Genomic DNA, 21275 nt, shown 5'->3' with positions numbered 1-21275 from the left:
AATGGGTATATCAATGTCAACTTAGCTTTAAATATCCTTCTTATAATAACTTAATATATCAAAAAACTATATATATCTCCCATGAATAATTTACCAATATATTTTTTGTAACCTCTATAATCATTTATTTTTACCGTTTTGTCATACTTTTTTCATTTTTAGTCCACAATTTTCCACTTTTCTTTTGTTTCTTTTCAATGTTATACTGAAAAAAAGCTAAGCACACTAAGCTTATAAAATACTAAGGAGGCAACATATATGAAAAATTCTATCAAGAAAATATCTATATCGTTAATGGCAGGAACAGTTATTTTAGGAAGCGTAGGTAGTGTTAATGCACAAACTTTAAACTATAACACTAAGTGTGATATATCTAAATTACCAAGTAACAATAAATTTGTGTATTATTTAAAAAATAACAAAAACGATAACTGTCCGAATAAAACACCTAATAAGCCAAACACTAACGATCAAAACCAAAAACCAAGTAAACCAAACACTAATGATCAAAATCAAAAACCATGTAAACCAAACACTAATGATCAAGCTCAAAAACCAAGTAAGCCAGATACTAGTGACCAAACTCAAAAACCAAATAAACCAGATACTAACGATCAAACTCAAAAACCAAGCAAACCAGATACTTCTACTCCAACTGAGAACAATCAAGATCAAAGTACTCCATCTAATGTTTCAAGTATAGAATCTGAAGTTGTAAGATTAGTAAATGTTGAAAGAAGTAAACAAGGTTTAGCTCCATTAAAAATGAGCGCTGAATTATCAAAGGTAGCTCGTACTAAATCTCAAGATATGGCCGATAAAAATTACTTTAGCCATACTTCACCAACTTACGGAAGTCCATTTGACATGATGAAACAATTCGGAATTAAATACAATACAGCAGGAGAAAATATAGCTAAAGGCTATGACTCAGCTCAAAGCGTAGTTACTGGATGGATGAACTCTCCAGGACATAGAGCTAACATTCTTTCATCTAACTTTGGAACTATTGGTGTAGGATATGTTGAGAAAAATGGTACTACTTACTGGACTCAAATGTTCACTAACTAATTAGTTGTAACTATAAAGCACTTCCTAGAATACTATAAAATAAGTATGTTTAGGAGGTGTTTTTTTGTTAAATATAAGATGTCCTGAGGGCACCAGAAAATATAGAGTTAGACCTGGTGACACTCTATCCAAAATCGCGATGGATTTTAACATATCTGTTCCAATTCTATTAATCCTGAATCCTACGATTAATCCGTACAACTTATCTGTAGGTCAGGAGATATGTGTGCCATTAGGTGGTGAGTCTACTTGTCCGAATGGATTTTTCCACACAGTTAGAAGAGGTGACGACTTCTATAGAATTGCTCAGCAATATGGATTAACTGTTAGAGAACTTAGAGAGGCTAATCCTTTCGTAGATCCTTACGCATTGCATGTAGGTCAAAGGATATGTATACCTAGAAGAGAAAGACGATGCCCTGCTGGAAGTAGAGAATATGAAGTAAGAAGAGGGGACACTTTGCATAAAATCGCTATAAACTTTAATGTCTCATACAATTCTTTAGTTCAGGCAAACCCAGGCGTAAACTTTAATAATTTAAGAGTTGGTCAGAAATTGTGTATTCCACCATCAAGACCATCAACAGTTTGTCCTAGAGGAACTACCTCTTATATAATCAGAGCAAATGAAAACTTAACTAGTATTGCAGAGAAGTTTACAGTTTCAGTTTCGGATTTATTAAGAGCTAACCCTCACCTATCACCTAGTGAATTTGTTCAGGGAAGGCATATATGTATACCTAGAGCTACCAATGTTTAGAAGTGAAAAACATAAAAAGCCCACAGGTCGTGGGCCTTTTATTAAGCTGTTTCTTCATCTGTTTCTTCTGTTGATTTGTTTTTTCTTTTTTCTGAAAGAACTAGTGTTGGTTCTTTATTTTCTTTTATAGTATCTTTAGTTATAATACACTTTTCTATATCTTCTCGTGATGGTATCTCATACATAATGTCTAGCATTATTTCTTCTATGATTCCTCTTAAACCTCTTGCACCTGTTTTTCTCTCTATTGCCTTTTCTGCAACTAATTCTAGTGCTTCTTTTTCTATCTCTAATTCCACACCATCCATAGCTAATAGCTCTTTGTATTGCTTAGTTAGTGCATTTTTAGGTTTAGTAAGAATATCTACTAATGCATCTCTATCTAGTTGTTCTAAAGTCACCATTATTGGTAATCTTCCAACAAACTCTGGTATTAGACCAAATTTTAAAAGGTCTTCCGGTTGAAGATTCTTTAAAAGTTCACTTGTATCTTTATCATTTTTACTTTGAATCTCTGCCCCAAATCCCATAGATTTTTTACCTATTCTTTGTTGTACTACATCCTGTATTCCGTCAAATGCTCCGCCTACTATAAACAGTATATTAGTAGTATCTATTTGTATAAACTCTTGATGAGGATGCTTTCTTCCACCTTGTGGTGGTACACTTGCTACTGTTCCTTCTAGAATCTTTAGTAATGCTTGTTGTACTCCTTCACCACTAACATCCCTAGTTATAGAAGGGTTTTCTGATTTTCTAGCTATTTTATCTATCTCATCAATGTAGATTATACCTTTCTCTGCTCTTTCTACATCATAATCTGCCGCTTGTATCAGCTTTAAAATAATATTTTCAACATCTTCCCCAACGTATCCTGCTTCTGTTAAAGAAGTTGCATCAGCGATAGCAAATGGTACATTTAGTATCTTAGCTAAGGTCTGAGCAAGTAATGTCTTTCCTGATCCTGTTGGCCCTATCATTACTATATTACTTTTTTGTAACTCTATATCATTGTTTGAAGATTTCTTATTTATTCTTTTATAGTGATTATATACTGCAACAGCTAATGCACGCTTTGCTTTTTCCTGTTGTATTACATATTCATCTAGAGTTTCTTTTATTTCCGATGGTTTTGGTAATTCAGTAAAATCAACTTCGAAATCAACTTCAAACTCTTCTTCTATTATCTCTTGACATAAGTCTATACATTCATCACATATAAACACATTTGGTCCTGCTACAAGTCTTCTAACTTGCTCCTGAGTTTTTCCACAAAAAGAGCATTTTAGTTGCTTTTCTTCAATCTTTGCCATCGTTAATTCACCTCTTTTTTAAGATAATAGTTAGTTTCACTAACTATTTTCCACGAACTATAACTTCATCTATTAGTCCATATTCTTTTGCTTCTTCAGCACTCATGAAGTTATCTCTATCAGTATCTTTTTCTATTCTTTCTAGAGGTTGACCTGTTCTTTCACTCAGTATCTGGTTAAGTTGCTCTCTTGTTTTGATTATTCTTTCTGCATGTATCTTGATGTCTTCAGCTTGACCTCTAGTTCCCCCAAGTGGCTGGTGTATCATTACTTCTGCATTTGGTAATGCAAATCTCTTACCTTTAGCTCCAGCAGCAAGTAGGAATGCTCCCATACTAGCTGCCATACCTATGCATGTAGTTGAAACATCAGGTTTTATATACTGCATAGTGTCATATATAGCAAACCCAGATGTTATAGACCCACCAGGACTGTTTATATACATCTGTATATCTTTATCTGGATCTTCAGATTCTAGGAATAAAAGTTGTGCTACTACAAGGCTAGCAGTTACGTCATTTATTTCGTCACTGATAAATATGATTCTATCTTTTAGCAGTCTAGAGTAAATGTCATATGATCTTTCTCCTCTGCCGGTTTGTTCAACAACTACTGGTACTAAAGCCACAATATCCCCTCCTGTAATTTATTTCTTTAGTAATATTTAGGCTATTTTAACATTTTCCATTAATAGTTCTATAGCCTTTTTCTTAATTATTCCCATTTTTATATATTCTAAATCTTCATCTGTAAATGTTTTTTAACTTGTTCTAATTCTTGTTTGTATTGTTTTGCAATATTTTCTAGTTCTGTATTTAATTCTTCCTCACTAGCTTCAATTCCTTCTTTTTCTGCTATAGCTTCTAGAACTAAATCACCTTTTACTAATTTTTGTGCATCTTCTCTAAATTGCTCTCTGAAATCTTGTATTTTTGTTCCAGTTAACTCTAAGTATCTCTCTAGCTCTAAACCTTGGAATCTTAGTCTATAAGCAAAATCTTGTACACTACTATCTATTTGTCTTTCAACTAAAACCTCTGGAACTTCAACTTCTGATAATTCACAAACTTTTTCTATAGTTGAATTTTCAAATTCAGCTTTCTCTCTTTTTTCTGCTCCTTCTTCTAGCTTACTCTTTAGATCAGCTTTTAATTCTTCTAATGTATCAAATTCACTTACATCTTTAGCTAATTCATCATCAAGTGATGGTAGCTCTTTTAATTTTATTTCGTGAATTTTTACTTTGAATATAGCTTCTTTTCCAGCTAGGTCTAGTGCATGGTAGTCTTCTGGGAAGTTTACTTTAACGTCTACTTCTTCACCAGCATTTTTTCCAACTAGTTGTTCTTCAAATCCTGGGATAAAGCTGTTTGAACCTAGTTCTAGTGGTTGATTTTTAGCTGTACCACCTTCAAATTGCTCTTCTCCGATGAATCCTGAGTAGTCTATAGTTAAAGTATCTCCTTCTTGAGATGCTCTGTCCTCAACTTCTACAAGTCTAGCATTTCTTTCTTGGATATTTTTAAGCTCTGCATCTATATCTTCTTCTGTTACATTATATTCTTTTTTCTCTACTTCTATACCCTTATATTCACCTAATTTAACTTCAGGTTTTACTTCTACTTCTACTATGAATACTACTGGCTTTCCTTTTTCTATTTGGTCTAAGTCTAAAGATGGTCTATCTATTGTATCTAGTCCATGTTCTTTTATAGCTTCGTCATATACTTTAGGGAATATACCATTTATAGCATCTTCGTAGAATACACCTTCACCATAGTTTGTTTCTATAATTTTTCTTGGAACTTTTCCTTTTCTGAATCCTGGTATATTGAATCTTCCTTTACTTCTGTTATATGCTTGTTGTACTTCCTTTTCGAACTCTTCGTAACTTACTTCGATTTTTAAAGTTACTTTATTATTTTCTTTTTTTTCAATTTTTGAACTCATTTATGTTCCTCCTCATTCATAGGTAGTTTATAATTTAATAAGTATCATATACTGTGATCTTCTATTTTATCTGCAGTTTTTTAACCATTCTATTATATCATAAAAATCACCAGTGTCTATCCTTACCCTTCATTATATCATAAAAGTAATCTAAATATTGCTATTATTATATGCAAAAAAACCAATGGATCATCCATTGGTCAACTGGTGCGGAAAAGAGGACTTGAACCCCCACGCCTTGCGGCACTAGATCCTAAGTCTAGCGCGTCTGCCAATTCCGCCATTTCCGCATATTATTTTTTAATTGCCTTACCGACAAAAATAATTATAACATTTTTGTCGAAAAAGTCAATACTATTTTTTAAAAAACTCTAATTTAATAAGTAACATTTACAAAAAAATTTCTAAGTTTATACTGTTATATGCCAGAAAAAATACTCAATATTTATTACGAAAGGAATATGTTAAGATGGTGACAAAAAACAAAAGATCATTAGCAATAATAAGTGCAATTTTTACGACCATTCTTTGGGGACTATCTTTTTTGAGTATAAAAACCTCAGTTAAGGTAGTACCCCCTATGACTCTAGGATTTAGTAGGTTTTTAATTGCATCATTGGTATTATTTATAGCTACAAAATTAATGAAAACAGATCTAAGTGTAAGCAAAAGAGATTTACCTTACTTAGCCTTAGCAGGTCTTATAGGTATAACTTTATATTTCGCATTTGAGAATAATGGTGTCAAGATACTTCCTGCCTCTAGTGCTTCTTTAATAACTGCTACGGTGCCTATAGCTACATTGATACTTGAATCTATATTCTTCAAAACTAAATTAAGTAAAGTAAAAGTAATAAGTATAATTTTATCTTTTATAGGTGTTCTTTTAATAGTTGATATAGATTTTAAAAATCTTTCCTCTGTAGCTTCTCATAACTATACTAAAGGTTATATCCTTATGTTTGGTGCCGTTGGATGTTGGGTTGTTTACACCTTATCTACGAAAAAACTCTATGAAAAATACTCACAATTAGCTGTAGTATTTTACCAAGAGTTATTTGGAACTATATTTTTTATACCATTCATATTTTTCGAAAAAACTAATTTATCAGATATAGATGGAGTAATCGTTCTTAACATACTTTATTTAGGAGTATTTTGTTCTGCTCTTGGATATTGCACATATGTATACGCCTTAGGTCAATTAGGTGCATCTTCTACATCACTATTTATAAATATAATACCTTTAGTTGCTGTGGTAGCTAGTTTCTTTATATTAAAAGAAAGTATCAACATTACTCAAATTTTAGGTGGAATACTTATAATACTATCTGTGTATTTTGTTAGCTTTTTTCGAAAAAGAAGAAAAATCTCTATCCACAGAATAAAAGTTTTTTGTAAAAGAAACGTTTAGGATGATTAGAAAATAATAGGCATTAAAAAAGGTCATAATTGACTACTTAAGATTAGTTAATTATGACCTTTTTATATCCTTTAGTATTATTGTAATATAAAATTAATCCTCTCTCTGAAAGCTCTTTAATAATCTTACAAAGTAATTCGCTTCACGAAGTACGTGATCTCCTAGTAAAGGTATTATTATAGATTTGATTTTACAGTCTAATATTCCTTCTATACCTTGTGTATTAAAATCAACCTCTTTATTTGCAGCTTTAAGAATTGAATCAGTAATATCATCAATTGGCAAGGATTTATCAATAGCTTCTTTCAGTTCTTTTGTTAATTCATCAAATTCATTAGCGAGGTTATTAGCTATATTTATTAAATCATCTTCATCTGGGTCTAATAATCCGCGTATGAATTTGGAATGATCCGCCATAATCCTATTCCAGAATAATTCTTGACCATAGTTTTCTTTTTTCAAGTCAATCCTTTCTCTTTTTTGAAGTTTAATAATCATTCGTAAGTATAACTTAGCCTCTCTCATAATATGATCAATTAGAGAAGGATAGTTGGATGTAAACATATTGCATGATAAGACATTCGATAAAACATTAGACTTAAAGTCTATTATATCCCTTATTAATTTTATTGCCTTATCATTGAGTGCACATATAGCACGTTCAAATGCAGGGTCAAAATTTTTACATGTTCCTGCTCTTAACTCCATTTCTGCCTTTGTAATATACTCTGGTATGTTTACGCCAGTAAGATATGAAGATACATTTTCAGCTCTTAATGTATATGGCGTTACTATTTCTCCTGAATTAATAACACTGGAACTTACAACACCGTTTGATAAACAAACAACCTCCCATAGAAGCTTATCAAACTCCATTCTAAGTTCATCTGCACGTCTAGAAAAACTTGCATCTCTTGGTGTAAAACTTAATTGTAAAAAAAACGAATGCTCTTTCATAATTCTAGCAAAGAATAGATGTATCTCTAAAGATCGTCTTATAAATTCATTACTTGATAGCATATTATTCCTCCCTTTTAATTTAAACAAATACATTATGCTATCATATGTATTAATATTTTTTAGTATTTATTCCTTGTTCTGCTCTTGAATATTGCACATATGTATACGCCTTAGGTCAATTAGGTGCATCTTCTACATCACTATTTATAAATATAATACCTTTAGTTGCTGTGGTAGCTAGTTTCTTCATATTAAAAGAAAGTATCAATATTACTCAAGTTTTAGGTGGAATACTTATAATACTATCTGTGTATTTTGTTAGCTTTTTCGAAAAAGAAGGAAAATCTTTGTCCACAGAATAAAAATCTTTTATAAAAGAGATATTTAGGACGATTAAAAAATCATAGACATTAAAAAAGGTCATAATTAACTACTTAAGTAGTTAATTATGACCTTTTTTATCTCCTTTAGTTTTATTGCAATACAGAATTAATCCTCTTCCTGAAAACTTTTTAATAGTCTTATGAAATGATTCGCTTCACGAAGTACGTGATCTCCTAGTAAAGGAATTATTATAGATCTTATTTCACAGTCTAGTATTCCTTTTGTACTTTGTGTATTAAAATTATGAACTTTCTTTGTAGCTTCAAATATTGCATCAGTAATCTTATCCGTTGGCAGAGACTTGTCAATAGCTGCTTTCAGTTCTTTTGTTAATTTATCAAATTCTTTGGCAAAGTCATCAGCTAATTTGATTAAGTTTTCTTCAGTAGGATCTAGTAATCCACGTATAAATTTAGAGTGATCTGCCATCATTTTATTCCAGAATAACTCCTGACCATAAATTTCTTTTTCTATGTCGATATTTTCTCTTTTCTGAAGCTTAGTAATCATTCGTAAATATAACTTAGCTTCCCTTAAAATATGATCTATCATCAATGGATAGTTAGTCGTAAACATTTTGCATGATAAAACATTAGATAAGACACTAGACTTAAATTCTATTATCGATCTTATCAAATCTATTGCCCTATTATTAAGTGTACATACACCTCTTTCAAATGCAGGGTCAAAATTCTTACATGTTCCTGCTCTTAACTCCATTTCTGCCTTTGTAATATACTCTGGTATTTTTACACCCGTAAGATATGAAGTTATGTTCTCCGCTCTTAATGTATACGGTGTTACTATTTCACCTGAGTTAATAACACTATTTCTTATGACACCATTTGATAAACATACAACGTCCCATAAAAGTTCGTCAAACTCCATTCTAAGTTCATCTGCACGTCTAGAAAAACTTGCATCTCTTGGTGTAAAGCTTAATTGTAAAAAAAGTGAATGCTCTTTCATAATTCTAGCGAAAAAGATATGTACCTCTAAAGATCGTCTTACAAACTCATTGCTTGATAGCATATTATTCCTCCTTTTTAATTTAAACAAATGCATTATGCTATCATAGTATTAATATTTCTCAGTGTTTATTCCTCAATGTTGCTTACATATTCAATTAGTGTATTCTCAGATATCTATTCTTTCTATTTCTATATACTTATACTTTTCCATCTTCCTCTTTTATATCTTATCCTCATCAATATAGCTTCTGCTACATATTGCATTGCTGTAGCCAGCCACACATATTCTATTCTTGCTTTTGCTATAAACACAATTATAAAGATCAAAGGTAGTCTCACAAATAAATTTATTATAAGTGCTATCTTAAATGGCCCTTTAGTATCTCCAGCACCTTTAAGTGCCCCAGAATAAACCATAGCAATAGCTATAGGTATCTGTTCAAGTGCTCCAACTCTTAAACATCTTGCTGCTATGCTTACTGAATCAAGATTATTACTATATAATCTCATTATTGGATATGGAATAGTGAAAAATATAATTGCTATAGCTGCCATCATGATTACTGCATATTTTTGTGATTTTTTAACAGTCAACTCTGCTCTATCTATGTTTCTAGCTCCCATACTCCGTCCAATTAAAGCAGTAGTTGCAATAGTGAATCCATTGCCCGGCATATATGATACTGACTCTGCAGCTGATGCTAGTGAATGACCTGAAAATGCTAGCGTTCCTAGTTGTGCTACCCAGAATGCAGATATTAATCTACTTCCTTCATTCATTGTAACTTCCAATGTAGCTGGTAAACTAAGATTTACTATACTCTTTATATCTCTAAGCTTAAATTTAAAAATATTTTTTAGCTTCACTTTAATGTCAGTTTTCCCTAACATTAAAAATGTTAATGTTATTGTAAGCCCTAATAATTGTGAACCTGCTGTAGCAATAGCCGCTCCTCTTACTTCTAGTCTTGGAAATCCGAACTTACCAAATATAAGTATATAGTCCCATACTATATTGAATATATTTGCAACCACAGCTGATATAAGTGGTATTACTGTATTTCCACTACCTCTTATTATTGCATTTGTTATAAGTAAAGGAATTAAAAATATACTTCCTATAAATAAAATTTCCAAATACTGTGTACCAAGAGTTACAACTTCTGGATCTTTAACAATATTTCTAAATATCATGTTTGAAGTTAATATTCCTGTTATACCAATTAATAAACTTATAATTATACCTATTCCTATAGACTGTGTAGCTATTCTTTCTGCCTTTTCTTTATCATTTGCACCTATGTATCTAGCAACTAAAGCTGTCGCTCCTATACCTAATCCTCCTAAAATACTACTTATAGTAAATACCATTTGAGAACCTAAGTTCACAGATGAAATAGATGCTGGATCAAGTCTTCCAACCATAGCTGTATCTGCAGTCCACACTAAAGTATGTAACATCATTTCTAATATAGCTGGTATTGCTAATGCAAATATATCTCTTCTAATGCCTCTAACTTGTTGTTTTTCCTTTTCCATGCTTGCTCCTTTTCTCTAACTGCTTGATTTTATACACTATAAATAACCTAAATATATTATGTGGCAAAATAGAACTTAATTCAATAAATTTTCAAACAAAAAACCACTCATTAAAATTTCAATGAATGGTGTCTCAGTGTACTGTTTTCTTTAATTTTTCATATATATTTAATAGCTTATCTAACTTTTGACTTTCTAATACCATGGTTTTATCCGTAAAGTCATAGTTATCATCAATTAAACTATATAAGCTTTTTCTACGCATTTCTATTTTTCTTTCTATTTCCTGTAGTTCAATATTGGATATTACCTCAGTCATAGCACAGTCACATTTCTTATGAGCCAATGTAATCTCCCCTTTCTATTATAGTTAACTACTATTTATATGATACCCATATTTTGATTTATCTAAAAGTAAAAAAGGTGAAACTTTTAAGATTTCACCTTTTTTCTAATATTTGGCCTTCTCTCATACATCTAATTTTCATATAAATACATCAGAAGTATATTAACCGTACTTTTTCAACACTCCCTAGTATATAATATTAATTTAATATTTGCAACTTATTTATAAATTTAATAAAATCTATTTTTTCCATATCATTACTATACCTATTTCTCTATTTTCCTCAGTGTCTTTCTAATATTTTAAAAATTATTAAAAATTAAGACCTCACAAGTATAAATAATTACTTCAATAGAATTATAGTCATTAATTAAGTAGTATTTATACATAGACTATATTTATGTTATTTGCGTTTCATGCTACGAATTAATGTTTTCGTTTCTTTATCTATCCTTAATGACTCCGTAATTTTTTGTAACGATTTATTATAAGTAAAGTCATCTAAATTATTCTTTTGTAAATATTTCATAGTTCTTTCTGGAAACTTTATATAGCAAATAGATATATTCCACGCAATTGCCATTTTAACATAGTAACCCTCATGTTTTATTGTGTCTAGTAGCTGTAACACTCTATCTATATAGTCTTCTTCAATATAATAATTAAGAAGCATTACAATACCAAAGCGTACATCAAATTCTTCTTCTGAATACAAATATGGATTTAAGAAGCTCCAAACACGCTCCATATTCTGTTTTGTGAACTTTAGTCCATTACAGAAGCTATCACAAACACCCCAGTTATTGATTTTAGGAACAAATTCCTCAATATAACCTAGCAACTCTTCAATGTAGACCTTTACATATCCCAAAACTATGCCTTGTAACATCACTTCTTCATAGTATTCATCTTGAGCCATTTTCATATACTCTCGCCAATCACCTTTAGCAATTTGCTTAGCGAGGTTTCTTAACAGTGGCATTCTAACTCCTACAATATTATCAACTCCAGGGCATAGTTTACTATGAAACTTTCTATATTCTTCATCTGCTAATTCAAATATTTGATCTCTTATTGTCTTTTCCAACGTCACATGCTCCTTTATGAGTATACTTTCTTCATATTCATAAGTTATTCTTTAGTGAAACTATATAAGATTAAGATACTTAACTTAACTTATCTATATTTTGTTTTTCTATTTGTAAAAGCTTTTCTTTCATATCTAGTCCACCTGCATAACCAACTAACTTACCGTTAGATCCTATCACACGATGACAAGGGATAAATATCATAATTGGATTTTTATTGTTTGCCATTCCCACAGCACGACATGCCTTTACATTACCTATATTTTCTGCTATATCTTTATAACTATAAGTTTTGCCATAAGGAATTTCTTTTAATGAGTTCCAAACCTTTTGCTGAAATTCTGTGCCATTTGGCTCAAGAGATATATTAAATTTTTTTCTTTTTCCATCAAGATATTCTATTAACTCATTTTTTGCTTGTTTTAATAAGGATGTTTCTATAATGTCTACACCATTAGGTATATCTTCTCCCAAGTATGCATGAGTAATTGCCGTTCCATTCTCTATAATTACTATTTTACCAATCATAGTTTCATAACAAAATGCATTCTTCATGTTATTCCCTCCCTAGAATCTATGTTCTCTTTATAATATATTTTATCTTATTTATTTAAAATTGTCTTTCAAATTATTATCTTGTAATTGATTATCTTGTTACTGAGAATTATCAATTTTACTATATTCGTTCTAAATAGTTTAAAAAGTCTATTACCTATTTATATTTTTAAACCATGCTTTATTTAATATATTAACCCCCTCAACTATTTCTTTCTCGCTTAATGAACTAAATCCTAAAAGAATTATGTTTTTGGGACAATTGTCTTCGTTTATCCAGTATGGATATGTAGGATATACTTTTACCTTATATTCTTTAGCCCTTTTTATCAGCCAGTCTTGACTCTCTCCATTTAAAAACTCTAATAGGATATGTAGTCCTGCATTATTTCCATATATATTTACCTTGTCACCCATAACATCATTAACTGTTTTAACTAAAATATCGTGCTTATTTTTATTCAATAAACATGATTTTCTAATGTATCTCTCAAAGTGACCTCTTTCAATATATAGGCTAACGACTTTTTGTTGCAACCATGAAACTGTAGAATAATATCCTGAAAATATATCATTATATCTAGCTATTAATGAATTTGGCAATACCATATAGCTCATACGTAGCCCTGGAGATAACGCCTTTGAAAAAGTGCCTAAGTAAATTACTCTATCATTAACATTAATAGATTGTAGTGATGGAATTGGTCTTGAATTATATCGAAATTCACTATCATAGTCATCTTCAATAATAAAAACATTGTTTTGAGTTGCCCAATTAAGCAATTCATTTCTATTCTGGATAGGCATAATTGCACCTGTAGGAAATTGATGTGATGGCGTAATATAAACAGCTTTTACATTCAAATTTACTAGTTCTTTCAATCTTATTCCATCAATTCCTACTGGTACAGGAAAAATTTCAAACCCATTATTGTTGAAGACAATTTTTGCTCCATTATATCCTGGTTCCTCCATTGCCAATTTACGTTCTTCAAATGGTATGAGCTTACATATCAAGTCAATTGCATGTTGTACTCCACTGCACAATATAATTTGATTAGGACTACAGCGTATTCCTCTTGACTTCCTTAAATGTTTCATTATTTCAATTCGTAAACTAATGTCACCTTGCTTATCACTATAATTATTAATATCTCTAATGTCTTCTGAATTTAAAGCTTCTGAGGTTAAGCGTCTCCATAATGAGTACGGAAATCCTTCACTATCAAGACTTCCATACTCAAAGTTATATTTATAATATTTTTCACTTTCTACAGCCTCCAAATTGAATATTTCATTCTCATTATGACTTTCATTAGCCGTTGTGTCACTTGTACCTTTAGATTCTACAAATAAGTTATCATCAATAGTTTGAACTACAAATCCTGATCCGACTTTACTAATAACATAACCTTCTATACAAAGTTGAAAATAAGCTCTCTCTACTGTATTTCTAGATACACATAGTGTCTTTGCTAGCTCTCTCGTAGAAATTAACTTATCCCCAGCTTTAAGATTTCCTATGATAATCTCACTTTTTATCTGTTGATATATCTGTTGATATAGTGGTGTTTTTATTAAATTATTTATATAAATCATATTATCACCTCATATTTAACTGTATCCTATTTTTATTACAGAAGTGGTTCTTTTTATATGTCCAATTTATAGTATAATATTGCCAATGGAATAAATCCAACAAATATTTAAAATATGAGGTGATATGCTATGCAAAATAGAATGAAAAAGCATCAATTAACTTCAGATCAAATAGTTTCTCTATTTAACAGAGCTCATATAGGTACACTTGCAACCTTAAATTCTGATGGATTCCCCTATGCAATTGCAATGCACTTTGTTTACCTAAATGAAAAAATATATCTACATGGTCTTCCTAAAGGTCAAAAAATTGATAATATAATCAGAAACCCTAAGGTTTGCTTTGAAATTAATGAAATGCTTGGACTCATAGCAAGTGATACTGACCCTTGTGATACTAATACTGAATATAATAGTATTGTTGCATTAGGATACGCTAAGATAGTAGACGACTTAAGTCTTAAAAGAGAAGTATTAAACAAAATAATAAATAAATTTACACCAAACTTTTCTGGCTATGATCTGCCTGAAAATATGGTGAAAGGTACTGCTGTTATAGAAATTGAGATTAAAGAATGCACAGGTAAGTACTATAAATAAAAAATAAGATCAGAATTGAATTCAATTCTGATCTTATTTTTTATTGGCACATCCTGAGGGACTCGAACCCCCAACCAACTGGTTCGAAGCCAGCTACTCTATCCAATTGAGCTAAGGATGCATGGATATTTTCGCCGTAATACAAACAAACATTTGCCTTAACAAAAGCAAATGTTCATTTATTCGTTTTATATGTAATTGGTGCGGGAAAGAGGACTTGAACCCCCACGCCTTGCGGCACTAGATCCTAAGTCTAGCGCGTCTGCCAATTCCGCCATTCCCGCATAAGTGGTGACCCATCCGCGACTCGAACGCGGGACACCCTGATTAAAAGTCAGGTGCTCTACCGACTGAGCTAATAGGTCATTTGGGGTGGATAGTGGGACTCGAACCCACGGTCTTCGGAACCACAATCCGACGCGTTAACCAACTACGCTATACCCACCATGTTTAATCGCTAACAATAATAAATTATACTAGCTTTTGTTTCTTGTGTCAATACTTTTTTTAAAAGATATTTAAAGTTTTTAAACGACATTTAATATCTTTTAACCTCTCTGTCCGACAAAATTCATTCTATCATGTAATCTAGTATCATGTCAACAACTTTAATTTATTTTTTTATATTTTAATCAATATTTATTATTTCACTTTTTATTTCTCCATTTACTATCTCTATAATTCCTATACTCTTTTTACTTCCACCCCTTGGTATAGTTGGGCTACCTGGATTTAATATTAGTATATTTTCACTTTCAATTTTCATAGATGCGTGACTATGTCCAAATAGTATCATGTCCGCATCTAACTCTTTTCCCCTGTAAAAAACTCTATTCATATCACTTTTCACATTATATAAATGTCCGTGAGTTATAAATATTTTTTTACCTTCTATTTCTATTAATTTATCTTCTTCTACATTATTTTCTGAAAAGTCACAGTTGCCTTTTACATATATAACTTTCTTACCTAATTCATTTTCTATTTTTATCGCATCTTTCACATAGTCACCTAAATGAATTATAATATTTAAATTATCTATCTGCTTTAATTTTTCTAGGCATCCATCAATATAGCCATGTGTATCACTTATAACACCTATCTTCAACTTAACTCATCCTTTGTAATATGTTTTTTAATTCTACTTTCAACTTTTTTAAAGCATCTGCTCTATGACTAATACTATTTTTATTTTTGAATCTAGTTCTCCAAAAGTTTTGTCATATCCGTCTGGAATAAACAGAGGATCGTATCCAAAGCCATTGTCTCCTCTTTTCTCCCATATTATCTTTCCACTACAATCTCCAACTACAGTTTTTATACTTTTATCCTCTAATACTATAGCTATAGCTGTTTTAAACTTTGCAGTTCTCTCTTCTAGAGGTACACCTTCTAAGTTTTTTAGTAATTTAACATTATTAGCATTATCATTTCCTTCTTCTCCAGAATATCTAGCAGAGTATACTCCCGGCTCCTCATTCAATTTGTCCACGAACAGTCCACTGTCATCTGATATTACTATGCCATCAGTATACTTAGATATCTCTACTGCCTTTTTTATAGCATTATCCTCTAATGTATTTCCATCCTCTATTACATCTAAGTTTTTTAAACCTATTTCATCTTTTGATAGTACATTTATATTTAGATCACTTAAAATATCTTTTATTTCTTTAATTTTATTAATATTTCCGCTTGAAACAATCAAATTTTTCTTATTCATTACTCTCATCTACTCCTATAAGATTCGCTATTTCTCCTAGTGCTTCTTTTTGTTTTTCTATAAGCTCTCTATTTCCTTTCTGACCTAATTTTATTAACTCATTTAACTCATCAAATGTAAAAGGTGACTCCTCTCCCGTCCCTTGTAATTCTACAAATTCTCCTTTATCTGTCATAACTACATTCATGTCAACTTTAGCACTTGAATCTTCTTTATAGCATAAATCTAGCATACTTTCTCCCTGTACTACCCCTACGCTAATCGCTGACAAAAAACTCTTAAGCGGAATATTATTTATACTCTTTTGTAAATAAAGTTTATGTAGTGCATCTGCTAAAGCTACAAATGATCCAGTTATAGAGGCTGTTCTAGTTCCACCATCGGCCTGTATTACATCGCAATCTATCCATATAGTTTTCTCCCCTAATTTCTCTAAATCCACTACTGATCTTAGTGCTCTTCCTATTAGTCTTTGTATTTCCTGTGTTCTACCCTCTATTCTTCCTCTACTAGATTCTCTTACTTTTCTACCTATAGTAGATGATGGTAACATAGAGTATTCTGCTGTTATCCAGCCCTTTCCACAGCCTCTTAAAAAATGTGGTACTTTATCTTCTATCATAGCCGTACATATTACTTTAGTATCTCCCACTTCTATAAGTACAGATCCCTGAGGATGTTTTAAATAATTTCTTGTAATCTTAACACTTCTAATTTCATCATATTTTCTTTCGTCTATTCTCATTCGTATCACCTTTCTACTATTAGTATCTTAAGAATTATTCCCATATTTATCTTAATAATAACAGATATCTTTTCTTTTTTCTACTTATTACTAGTCTCTAATATTCATTAGCGAATGCAGGTACAGTATCCTGTAATTTTTTACCCTCCACCAGCAGTTCTATATTTTTTATATCTTTAAACTGATTTAAAGTTAATCCTATATTTTTAGTCATTTTATCAACAACATCTTGCTCTTTCAGAGCCTCTTTATCTTTTAAGTCTAAACTTAAATATATAGTATCATCTGTTACCTTTGCTTCCTTAAACTCTACACCATTAGGTATATCTGTATATAAACCAGAGAGTTCTTTAGAAGGTTTCTTAAATAGTTTCTCTACTGCCATTTCTGGATTTACTATTGGTGCAGATACTGGAATTGTAATTGGAACATAATGATCATACTTTTTATCATTAGTACCCTTATAGTATACTAATATTTTAGAATATCCTCCATCATTATTTACTTCTGAAGTTTCTATTAAATTTATATTTTCTCTTTTTAAAGGTTTTGATATGTCAGTCCCGTGCTTTAGCGTACTACCCTCTTTTCCGTCTATCATTATCTGAACTTCTTTTATATTAGGAAACTCTGTTAATGTATATACTATTGCCTTTACTAAATTTGCCTCTTGCTTTTTTGTTTCATAATTAAGAATATCACTACTAAAGTCAACTTTACAAAGACCTGTTGTTTCACTTACAGTCATTCCTAAAACTTTAGTTCCTGATGGAATTATAGGTTTAAATCCTATCTTCTCTATATCTTCCCTTATAGCTGAGCTGTCTATCATATTTTTTAAGACAGACTTCCCTATACCTTCTTCCCAGGGTATTTCCCTCTTTACAGGAACTAGATAACCTTTATCGTTTTCATAGTATATAATCGTTTCTCTTAAGTTAGATTCCATACTAACTTTTATGTCCTCCTCATCACTTCTTATGAACTCTACGTCAGGATCTTCTTCGAATATCATACTTTTAACCTTATCTATAGAGCTACAACCGTATAAGCTTAGAGATATTAGTCCTATTGAAACTATAGATACAATTCTTTTAATTTTTCTCATACCTTGAGCCTCCTTTTAAATGCATTAGTAATTTATATTAAAGAGGTACAGAAAGTATGAATACTTAAAATAAAAAACTCCTTTATAAAGGAGTTTTCTATTTGTTGCTATTTACTTAAAAAGCTGTGTATACCATTTGCTATTGCTTGTGCACACTTATCTAAGTAATCTTCTGTTACGATAACTAACTCGTCCTTAGGATTACTTATAAAGCCTAATTCTGTTAATACAGCGTAAGTATTTGTGTTTCTAGTTACTGAGAGATTCTGTTCTTTTACTCCCCTATTTACTACACCTAAAGTTCCTATTAATTCATTTTGTATAGCTTGGGCAAGAGGCTTGTCCTTAGCTTTACCTGGTTGATAAAGAGTCTCTATACCTGTAGCTGAAGTTGCAGTAGCTGAGTTAAAGTGTATACTCACAAAAGCACTTGCATTATTATTATTAGCTACATTAGCTCTTGCTTTTAAATCTTCAACAGTACTTTCATTAAGTCTAGTATCTGCACTTCTTGTCATTATAACTTTATATCCTAAATCTTTAAGTTTTTGTTCAGTTTTTAAAGCTACTTTAAGAGCTAAGTCTTTCTCTCTATGATTTCTACTAGCTGATAATGCTCCTGAGTCTGACCCTCCATGACCTGCATCTATAACAACGATTTTTTGATTACCATTATTATTATTATTGTTATTGTTGTTATTGTTGTTATTATTGTTATTATTGTTATCTATAGGAGGACTAGTTTTTTTAGTTGCTTCAACATATAGTATTAGCTTGTCCCCTGATGCTTCTATATTAACCTTGGCATTTGAATAGTTTTCGCTAATATCAAGAACTACTCTTGTTACCTTCTCTCCACTTGCATATTCTCCTCCATCATACTGACCTAATCTAACTTTTTTTACTACATCTGTACTTATATTTTTATCAACATTGTTTAAGTCAGTATCTCTAATATCTACTACTATCCTATCAGGATTAGATAATGTAAATGAATTAGTTTTAGGAAGATAAGCATTCTCTATTACTATAGCTTCTTTTCCATTTATGGTTTCCTTTTTTACATCTTTAATAGTGTTTAAGAATGTAACTGTTATATTTTTACTATCTGGTGATTTAACAATCTGAGGTTGAATAGTTTTTTGTAAATCTATTATGACTCTAACTGATTCTTTTCCACTATCTTCTGTTAACTGTATTGCTCTTATAGACTTGAATATATTATTATTTGATTCTACCTGGAATTCTCCATTTTTATTTAAAATATTTTTACTTAATTTTGCATCAGCTATATCTATAAGTAATCTTGAAGGATTCTCTAAATTCGTAGTTGTATAATCTAGTTGCCCACTTCCATTTATATGTATTTGCGGCATACTGCTATTACTTATATTTTTTGTAGATATTGATGTTATTTCTTTAGAAGTTGTTTGTGATGGCTTTTCATCTACTTTGTTTTCCTTTTTTATGTTCGCCGTTAGTGTTTTCTGATCCCAATCTACTTCACATCCTAATGTTTCTGAAACGAATCTTAATGGAACCATAGTTCTTGCACTAGCTGAATATGCTGTACTTACTAACTTTGCTGGAACATTATAAGGTATGCTTTGTACTTTTCCATTGACACTTACCTGTGAGCTGTTTGCTTTTAAGATGATATCTTTATCTGATGTCTTTATAGTTGCTTCTTGAGATTCTTGATTCCAAGCAACTTTTGCATCTAGATTCTCCGCAACAAATCTAATAGGTACTAATGTTCTTTCATCGTACATTATAGGTGGTACATCTGAGTTTAAAAGCTTGTCATTGAAGTTTACATTAACTTTTTGTAAACTCATACTTTTTCCATCTACAGATACATTTATTGATGGATTGCTATTAGCTGCTGCTAAAGTAGTAGTCACTGTTCCAATTAAGATAATAAGAGAGAATAGCGCCACTAATATCCTTTTCATAATTATCACTCCTAGCTTATTGTATTTTTTATCCTTCGTTTGTATCTACTCTATTTATATCATTTCGTGAAAGTTAATGTCAATCTATTGATACCGTTTGTAATGTTTATTTAATATTATGGTAACATACTAGAAATAATAACTCCCTATGAAATCTATTCCTTCATAGGGAGTTATGTCTATATAACTTTGTACAGCTCATCACTTCCTGGTGGATCTATATTTAATATTTGATCTTTTTCTTTCATCTTTATTCCGTCTTCTACAATTTCACCAATAACTGTACATTCTATATTTTCTTTTTTAAGTTCTTCTTTTAATATATCTACATTTTTATTTGGTGCCACTATAAGCATACTTCCACTTGAAATAAGTCTATATGGATCTATATCTAACACTTTACATATTTCTATGGTAGACTTTTTTAGAGGTATAGAGTCTTTATTTACTAAGACTCCTTTACCTGTAGCTTTTGATGCTTCCCATATGGCTCCCATCACTCCGCCCTCTGTGATGTCATGCATATATCTAACTCCTATTTTAGAAGATATCATACCTTCTTTAACTACACTTATACTATCGTTTAGCTCTATAGCTTCCTCTAGAAGTTCTACTGATACTTTTCCTTCTAATTTTTCTTTCAATTCATTAGCTATTATAGCTGTTCCTTCTATACCAGCAGATTTAGTTATAAGTATTTTATCTCCAATAATACTTTCTTCTGCATTCAATACATTTTCCTTCAGTTGTCTTCCTATAACAGTAGTAGTTATAACTACCCTATTTACAGCATCTGTTACTTCAGTATGTCCACCTATTATTTCTATATTTAATTTTTTTGATGTTTCCCCTGCTTGTCTCATTATATCTTCTAGTTCTGCTTCTGTAGTCTTAGGTGGTACTAAAATAGTCATCAACACACCTATAGGCTCTGCCCCACTAGATGCTATATCATTACATGATATATTTATCGCCAAACTTCCTATATTATGAGTTGCTCCCGTTATAGGATCTGTTGATACTACACAGCCATACTTTTCAAAATCTAACACTGCACAATCTTTCCCTATTCCAGCAGAAACTAATACTTCTTCTCTCTTATTCTTTATATTTGAAAATACTAATTTTTCTAACACTTCATTAGGTACTTTTCCTATTTCCATTTCCATCCTACCTTTCAATCTG

General features: G+C 31.0%; 21 protein-coding genes and 5 tRNA genes. 5 read left to right on the top strand and 21 right to left on the bottom strand.

The features are described 5' to 3' along the window. Nucleotides 1–258 precede the first annotated feature (258 nt). Entirely contained in the window at nucleotides 259–1071 is an 813-nt protein-coding gene (locus tag CURI_RS01735) for a CAP domain-containing protein (protein ID WP_014966559.1), read from the top strand. A 64-nt stretch (nucleotides 1072–1135) separates the two neighbouring features. Next, a complete protein-coding gene (locus CURI_RS01730) occupies nucleotides 1136–1831 on the top strand; it encodes a LysM peptidoglycan-binding domain-containing protein (protein WP_014966558.1) in 696 nt (231 codons plus the stop codon). 41 nt (nucleotides 1832–1872) lie between these two features. Here CURI_RS01730 and clpX read toward each other — a convergent pair whose 3' ends face one another. The 4 genes from clpX to CURI_RS01710 all read right to left on the bottom strand — a co-directional run bounded on the left by clpX (nucleotide 1873) and on the right by CURI_RS01710 (nucleotide 5384). Beyond that, complete coding sequence (gene clpX, locus CURI_RS01725; RefSeq protein WP_014966557.1) at nucleotides 1873–3144, bottom strand: ATP-dependent Clp protease ATP-binding subunit ClpX; 1272 nt, start codon at nucleotides 3142–3144, stop codon at nucleotides 1873–1875. A 43-nt stretch (nucleotides 3145–3187) separates the two neighbouring features. After that, nucleotides 3188–3772: an ATP-dependent Clp endopeptidase proteolytic subunit ClpP gene (clpP, locus tag CURI_RS01720; protein WP_014966556.1), complete on the bottom strand. Its 585-nt coding sequence runs from the start codon at nucleotides 3770–3772 to the stop codon at nucleotides 3188–3190. Between the two features lie 107 nt (nucleotides 3773–3879). Then, nucleotides 3880–5094, bottom strand: a complete 1215-nt coding sequence (tig, locus tag CURI_RS01715; protein ID WP_014966555.1) for a trigger factor — start codon at nucleotides 5092–5094, stop codon at nucleotides 3880–3882. A 205-nt stretch (nucleotides 5095–5299) separates the two neighbouring features. Further along, nucleotides 5300–5384 (bottom strand) — tRNA-Leu (locus CURI_RS01710). Between the two features lie 179 nt (nucleotides 5385–5563). Between CURI_RS01710 and CURI_RS01705 the strand changes: the two genes are divergently transcribed. Next, the gene (locus CURI_RS01705; protein ID WP_014966554.1) at nucleotides 5564–6508 is read left to right on the top strand and encodes a DMT family transporter; all 945 of its coding nucleotides are present in this window, start codon (nucleotides 5564–5566) and stop codon (nucleotides 6506–6508) included. A gap of 102 nt (nucleotides 6509–6610) precedes the next feature. On the opposite strand, the gene CURI_RS01700 is transcribed toward CURI_RS01705, so the two are convergent. Beyond that, a complete protein-coding gene (locus CURI_RS01700) occupies nucleotides 6611–7537 on the bottom strand; it encodes a DUF2935 domain-containing protein (RefSeq protein WP_014966553.1) in 927 nt (308 codons plus the stop codon). Between the two features lie 68 nt (nucleotides 7538–7605). Between CURI_RS01700 and CURI_RS16475 the strand changes: the two genes are divergently transcribed. After that, on the top strand, nucleotides 7606–7839 hold the full coding sequence (locus CURI_RS16475) for an EamA family transporter (protein WP_081580390.1): 234 nt from the start codon (nucleotides 7606–7608) through the stop codon (nucleotides 7837–7839). A gap of 127 nt (nucleotides 7840–7966) precedes the next feature. On the opposite strand, the gene CURI_RS01695 is transcribed toward CURI_RS16475, so the two are convergent. The 6 genes from CURI_RS01695 to pdxR form a co-directional block, all read right to left on the bottom strand. Then, nucleotides 7967–8893: a DUF2935 domain-containing protein gene (locus CURI_RS01695; RefSeq protein ID WP_014966552.1), complete on the bottom strand. Its 927-nt coding sequence runs from the start codon at nucleotides 8891–8893 to the stop codon at nucleotides 7967–7969. A 128-nt stretch (nucleotides 8894–9021) separates the two neighbouring features. Next, nucleotides 9022–10371, bottom strand: a complete 1350-nt coding sequence (locus tag CURI_RS01690; RefSeq protein WP_014966551.1) for an MATE family efflux transporter — start codon at nucleotides 10369–10371, stop codon at nucleotides 9022–9024. Between the two features lie 133 nt (nucleotides 10372–10504). After that, the gene (locus CURI_RS01685) at nucleotides 10505–10717 is read right to left on the bottom strand and encodes an aspartyl-phosphate phosphatase Spo0E family protein (RefSeq protein ID WP_041701367.1); all 213 of its coding nucleotides are present in this window, start codon (nucleotides 10715–10717) and stop codon (nucleotides 10505–10507) included. Between the two features lie 403 nt (nucleotides 10718–11120). Beyond that, nucleotides 11121–11810, bottom strand: coding sequence for a DNA alkylation repair protein (locus CURI_RS01680; protein ID WP_420805140.1), 690 nt, complete (start codon nucleotides 11808–11810; stop codon nucleotides 11121–11123). A gap of 73 nt (nucleotides 11811–11883) precedes the next feature. Next, a complete protein-coding gene (locus CURI_RS01675; RefSeq protein WP_014966548.1) occupies nucleotides 11884–12360 on the bottom strand; it encodes a methylated-DNA--[protein]-cysteine S-methyltransferase in 477 nt (158 codons plus the stop codon). Nucleotides 12361–12513: 153 nt separating this feature from the next. After that, on the bottom strand, nucleotides 12514–13959 hold the full coding sequence (pdxR, locus tag CURI_RS01670; protein WP_014966547.1) for a MocR-like pyridoxine biosynthesis transcription factor PdxR: 1446 nt from the start codon (nucleotides 13957–13959) through the stop codon (nucleotides 12514–12516). 129 nt (nucleotides 13960–14088) lie between these two features. Between pdxR and CURI_RS01665 the strand changes: the two genes are divergently transcribed. Beyond that, nucleotides 14089–14559 carry a pyridoxamine 5'-phosphate oxidase family protein gene (locus CURI_RS01665; RefSeq protein WP_014966546.1) on the top strand — a complete coding sequence of 157 codons (471 nt, stop codon included), beginning with the start codon at nucleotides 14089–14091 and terminating at the stop codon, nucleotides 14557–14559. A 44-nt stretch (nucleotides 14560–14603) separates the two neighbouring features. Here the strand turns inward: CURI_RS01665 and CURI_RS01660 are convergent. The 10 genes from CURI_RS01660 to CURI_RS01615 all read right to left on the bottom strand — a co-directional run bounded on the left by CURI_RS01660 (nucleotide 14604) and on the right by CURI_RS01615 (nucleotide 21253). After that, nucleotides 14604–14680 (bottom strand) — tRNA-Arg (locus tag CURI_RS01660). 78 nt (nucleotides 14681–14758) lie between these two features. Beyond that, a tRNA-Leu gene (locus tag CURI_RS01655) sits at nucleotides 14759–14843 on the bottom strand. Nucleotides 14844–14848: 5 nt separating this feature from the next. Further along, nucleotides 14849–14924 (bottom strand) — tRNA-Lys (locus CURI_RS01650). A gap of 3 nt (nucleotides 14925–14927) precedes the next feature. Next, nucleotides 14928–15004, bottom strand: a tRNA-His gene (locus tag CURI_RS01645). Between the two features lie 183 nt (nucleotides 15005–15187). Beyond that, nucleotides 15188–15667: a metallophosphoesterase gene (locus CURI_RS01640; RefSeq protein WP_014966545.1), complete on the bottom strand. Its 480-nt coding sequence runs from the start codon at nucleotides 15665–15667 to the stop codon at nucleotides 15188–15190. 48 nt (nucleotides 15668–15715) lie between these two features. Further along, a complete protein-coding gene (gene rdgB / locus CURI_RS01635) occupies nucleotides 15716–16282 on the bottom strand; it encodes an RdgB/HAM1 family non-canonical purine NTP pyrophosphatase (RefSeq protein ID WP_228370439.1) in 567 nt (188 codons plus the stop codon). After that, nucleotides 16275–17027: a ribonuclease PH gene (gene rph / locus CURI_RS01630; RefSeq protein WP_014966543.1), complete on the bottom strand. Its 753-nt coding sequence runs from the start codon at nucleotides 17025–17027 to the stop codon at nucleotides 16275–16277. The genes rdgB and rph overlap by 8 nt, the downstream gene beginning before the upstream one ends. A gap of 97 nt (nucleotides 17028–17124) precedes the next feature. Beyond that, nucleotides 17125–18135 (bottom strand): GerMN domain-containing protein, encoded by a 1011-nt coding sequence (locus CURI_RS01625; protein WP_014966542.1) that lies wholly within the window; start codon nucleotides 18133–18135, stop codon nucleotides 17125–17127. 107 nt (nucleotides 18136–18242) lie between these two features. Further along, complete coding sequence (locus tag CURI_RS14885) at nucleotides 18243–20090, bottom strand: N-acetylmuramoyl-L-alanine amidase (protein ID WP_014966541.1); 1848 nt, start codon at nucleotides 20088–20090, stop codon at nucleotides 18243–18245. A gap of 179 nt (nucleotides 20091–20269) precedes the next feature. After that, nucleotides 20270–21253: an AIR synthase family protein gene (locus tag CURI_RS01615; protein ID WP_041701365.1), complete on the bottom strand. Its 984-nt coding sequence runs from the start codon at nucleotides 21251–21253 to the stop codon at nucleotides 20270–20272. Nucleotides 21254–21275 lie beyond the last annotated feature (22 nt).

It is taken from the genome of Gottschalkia acidurici 9a, assembly GCF_000299355.1.
Taxonomy (GTDB): domain Bacteria; phylum Bacillota; class Clostridia; order Tissierellales; family Gottschalkiaceae; genus Gottschalkia; species Gottschalkia acidurici.
This window is presented reverse-complemented; position numbering and strand designations above follow the sequence as displayed.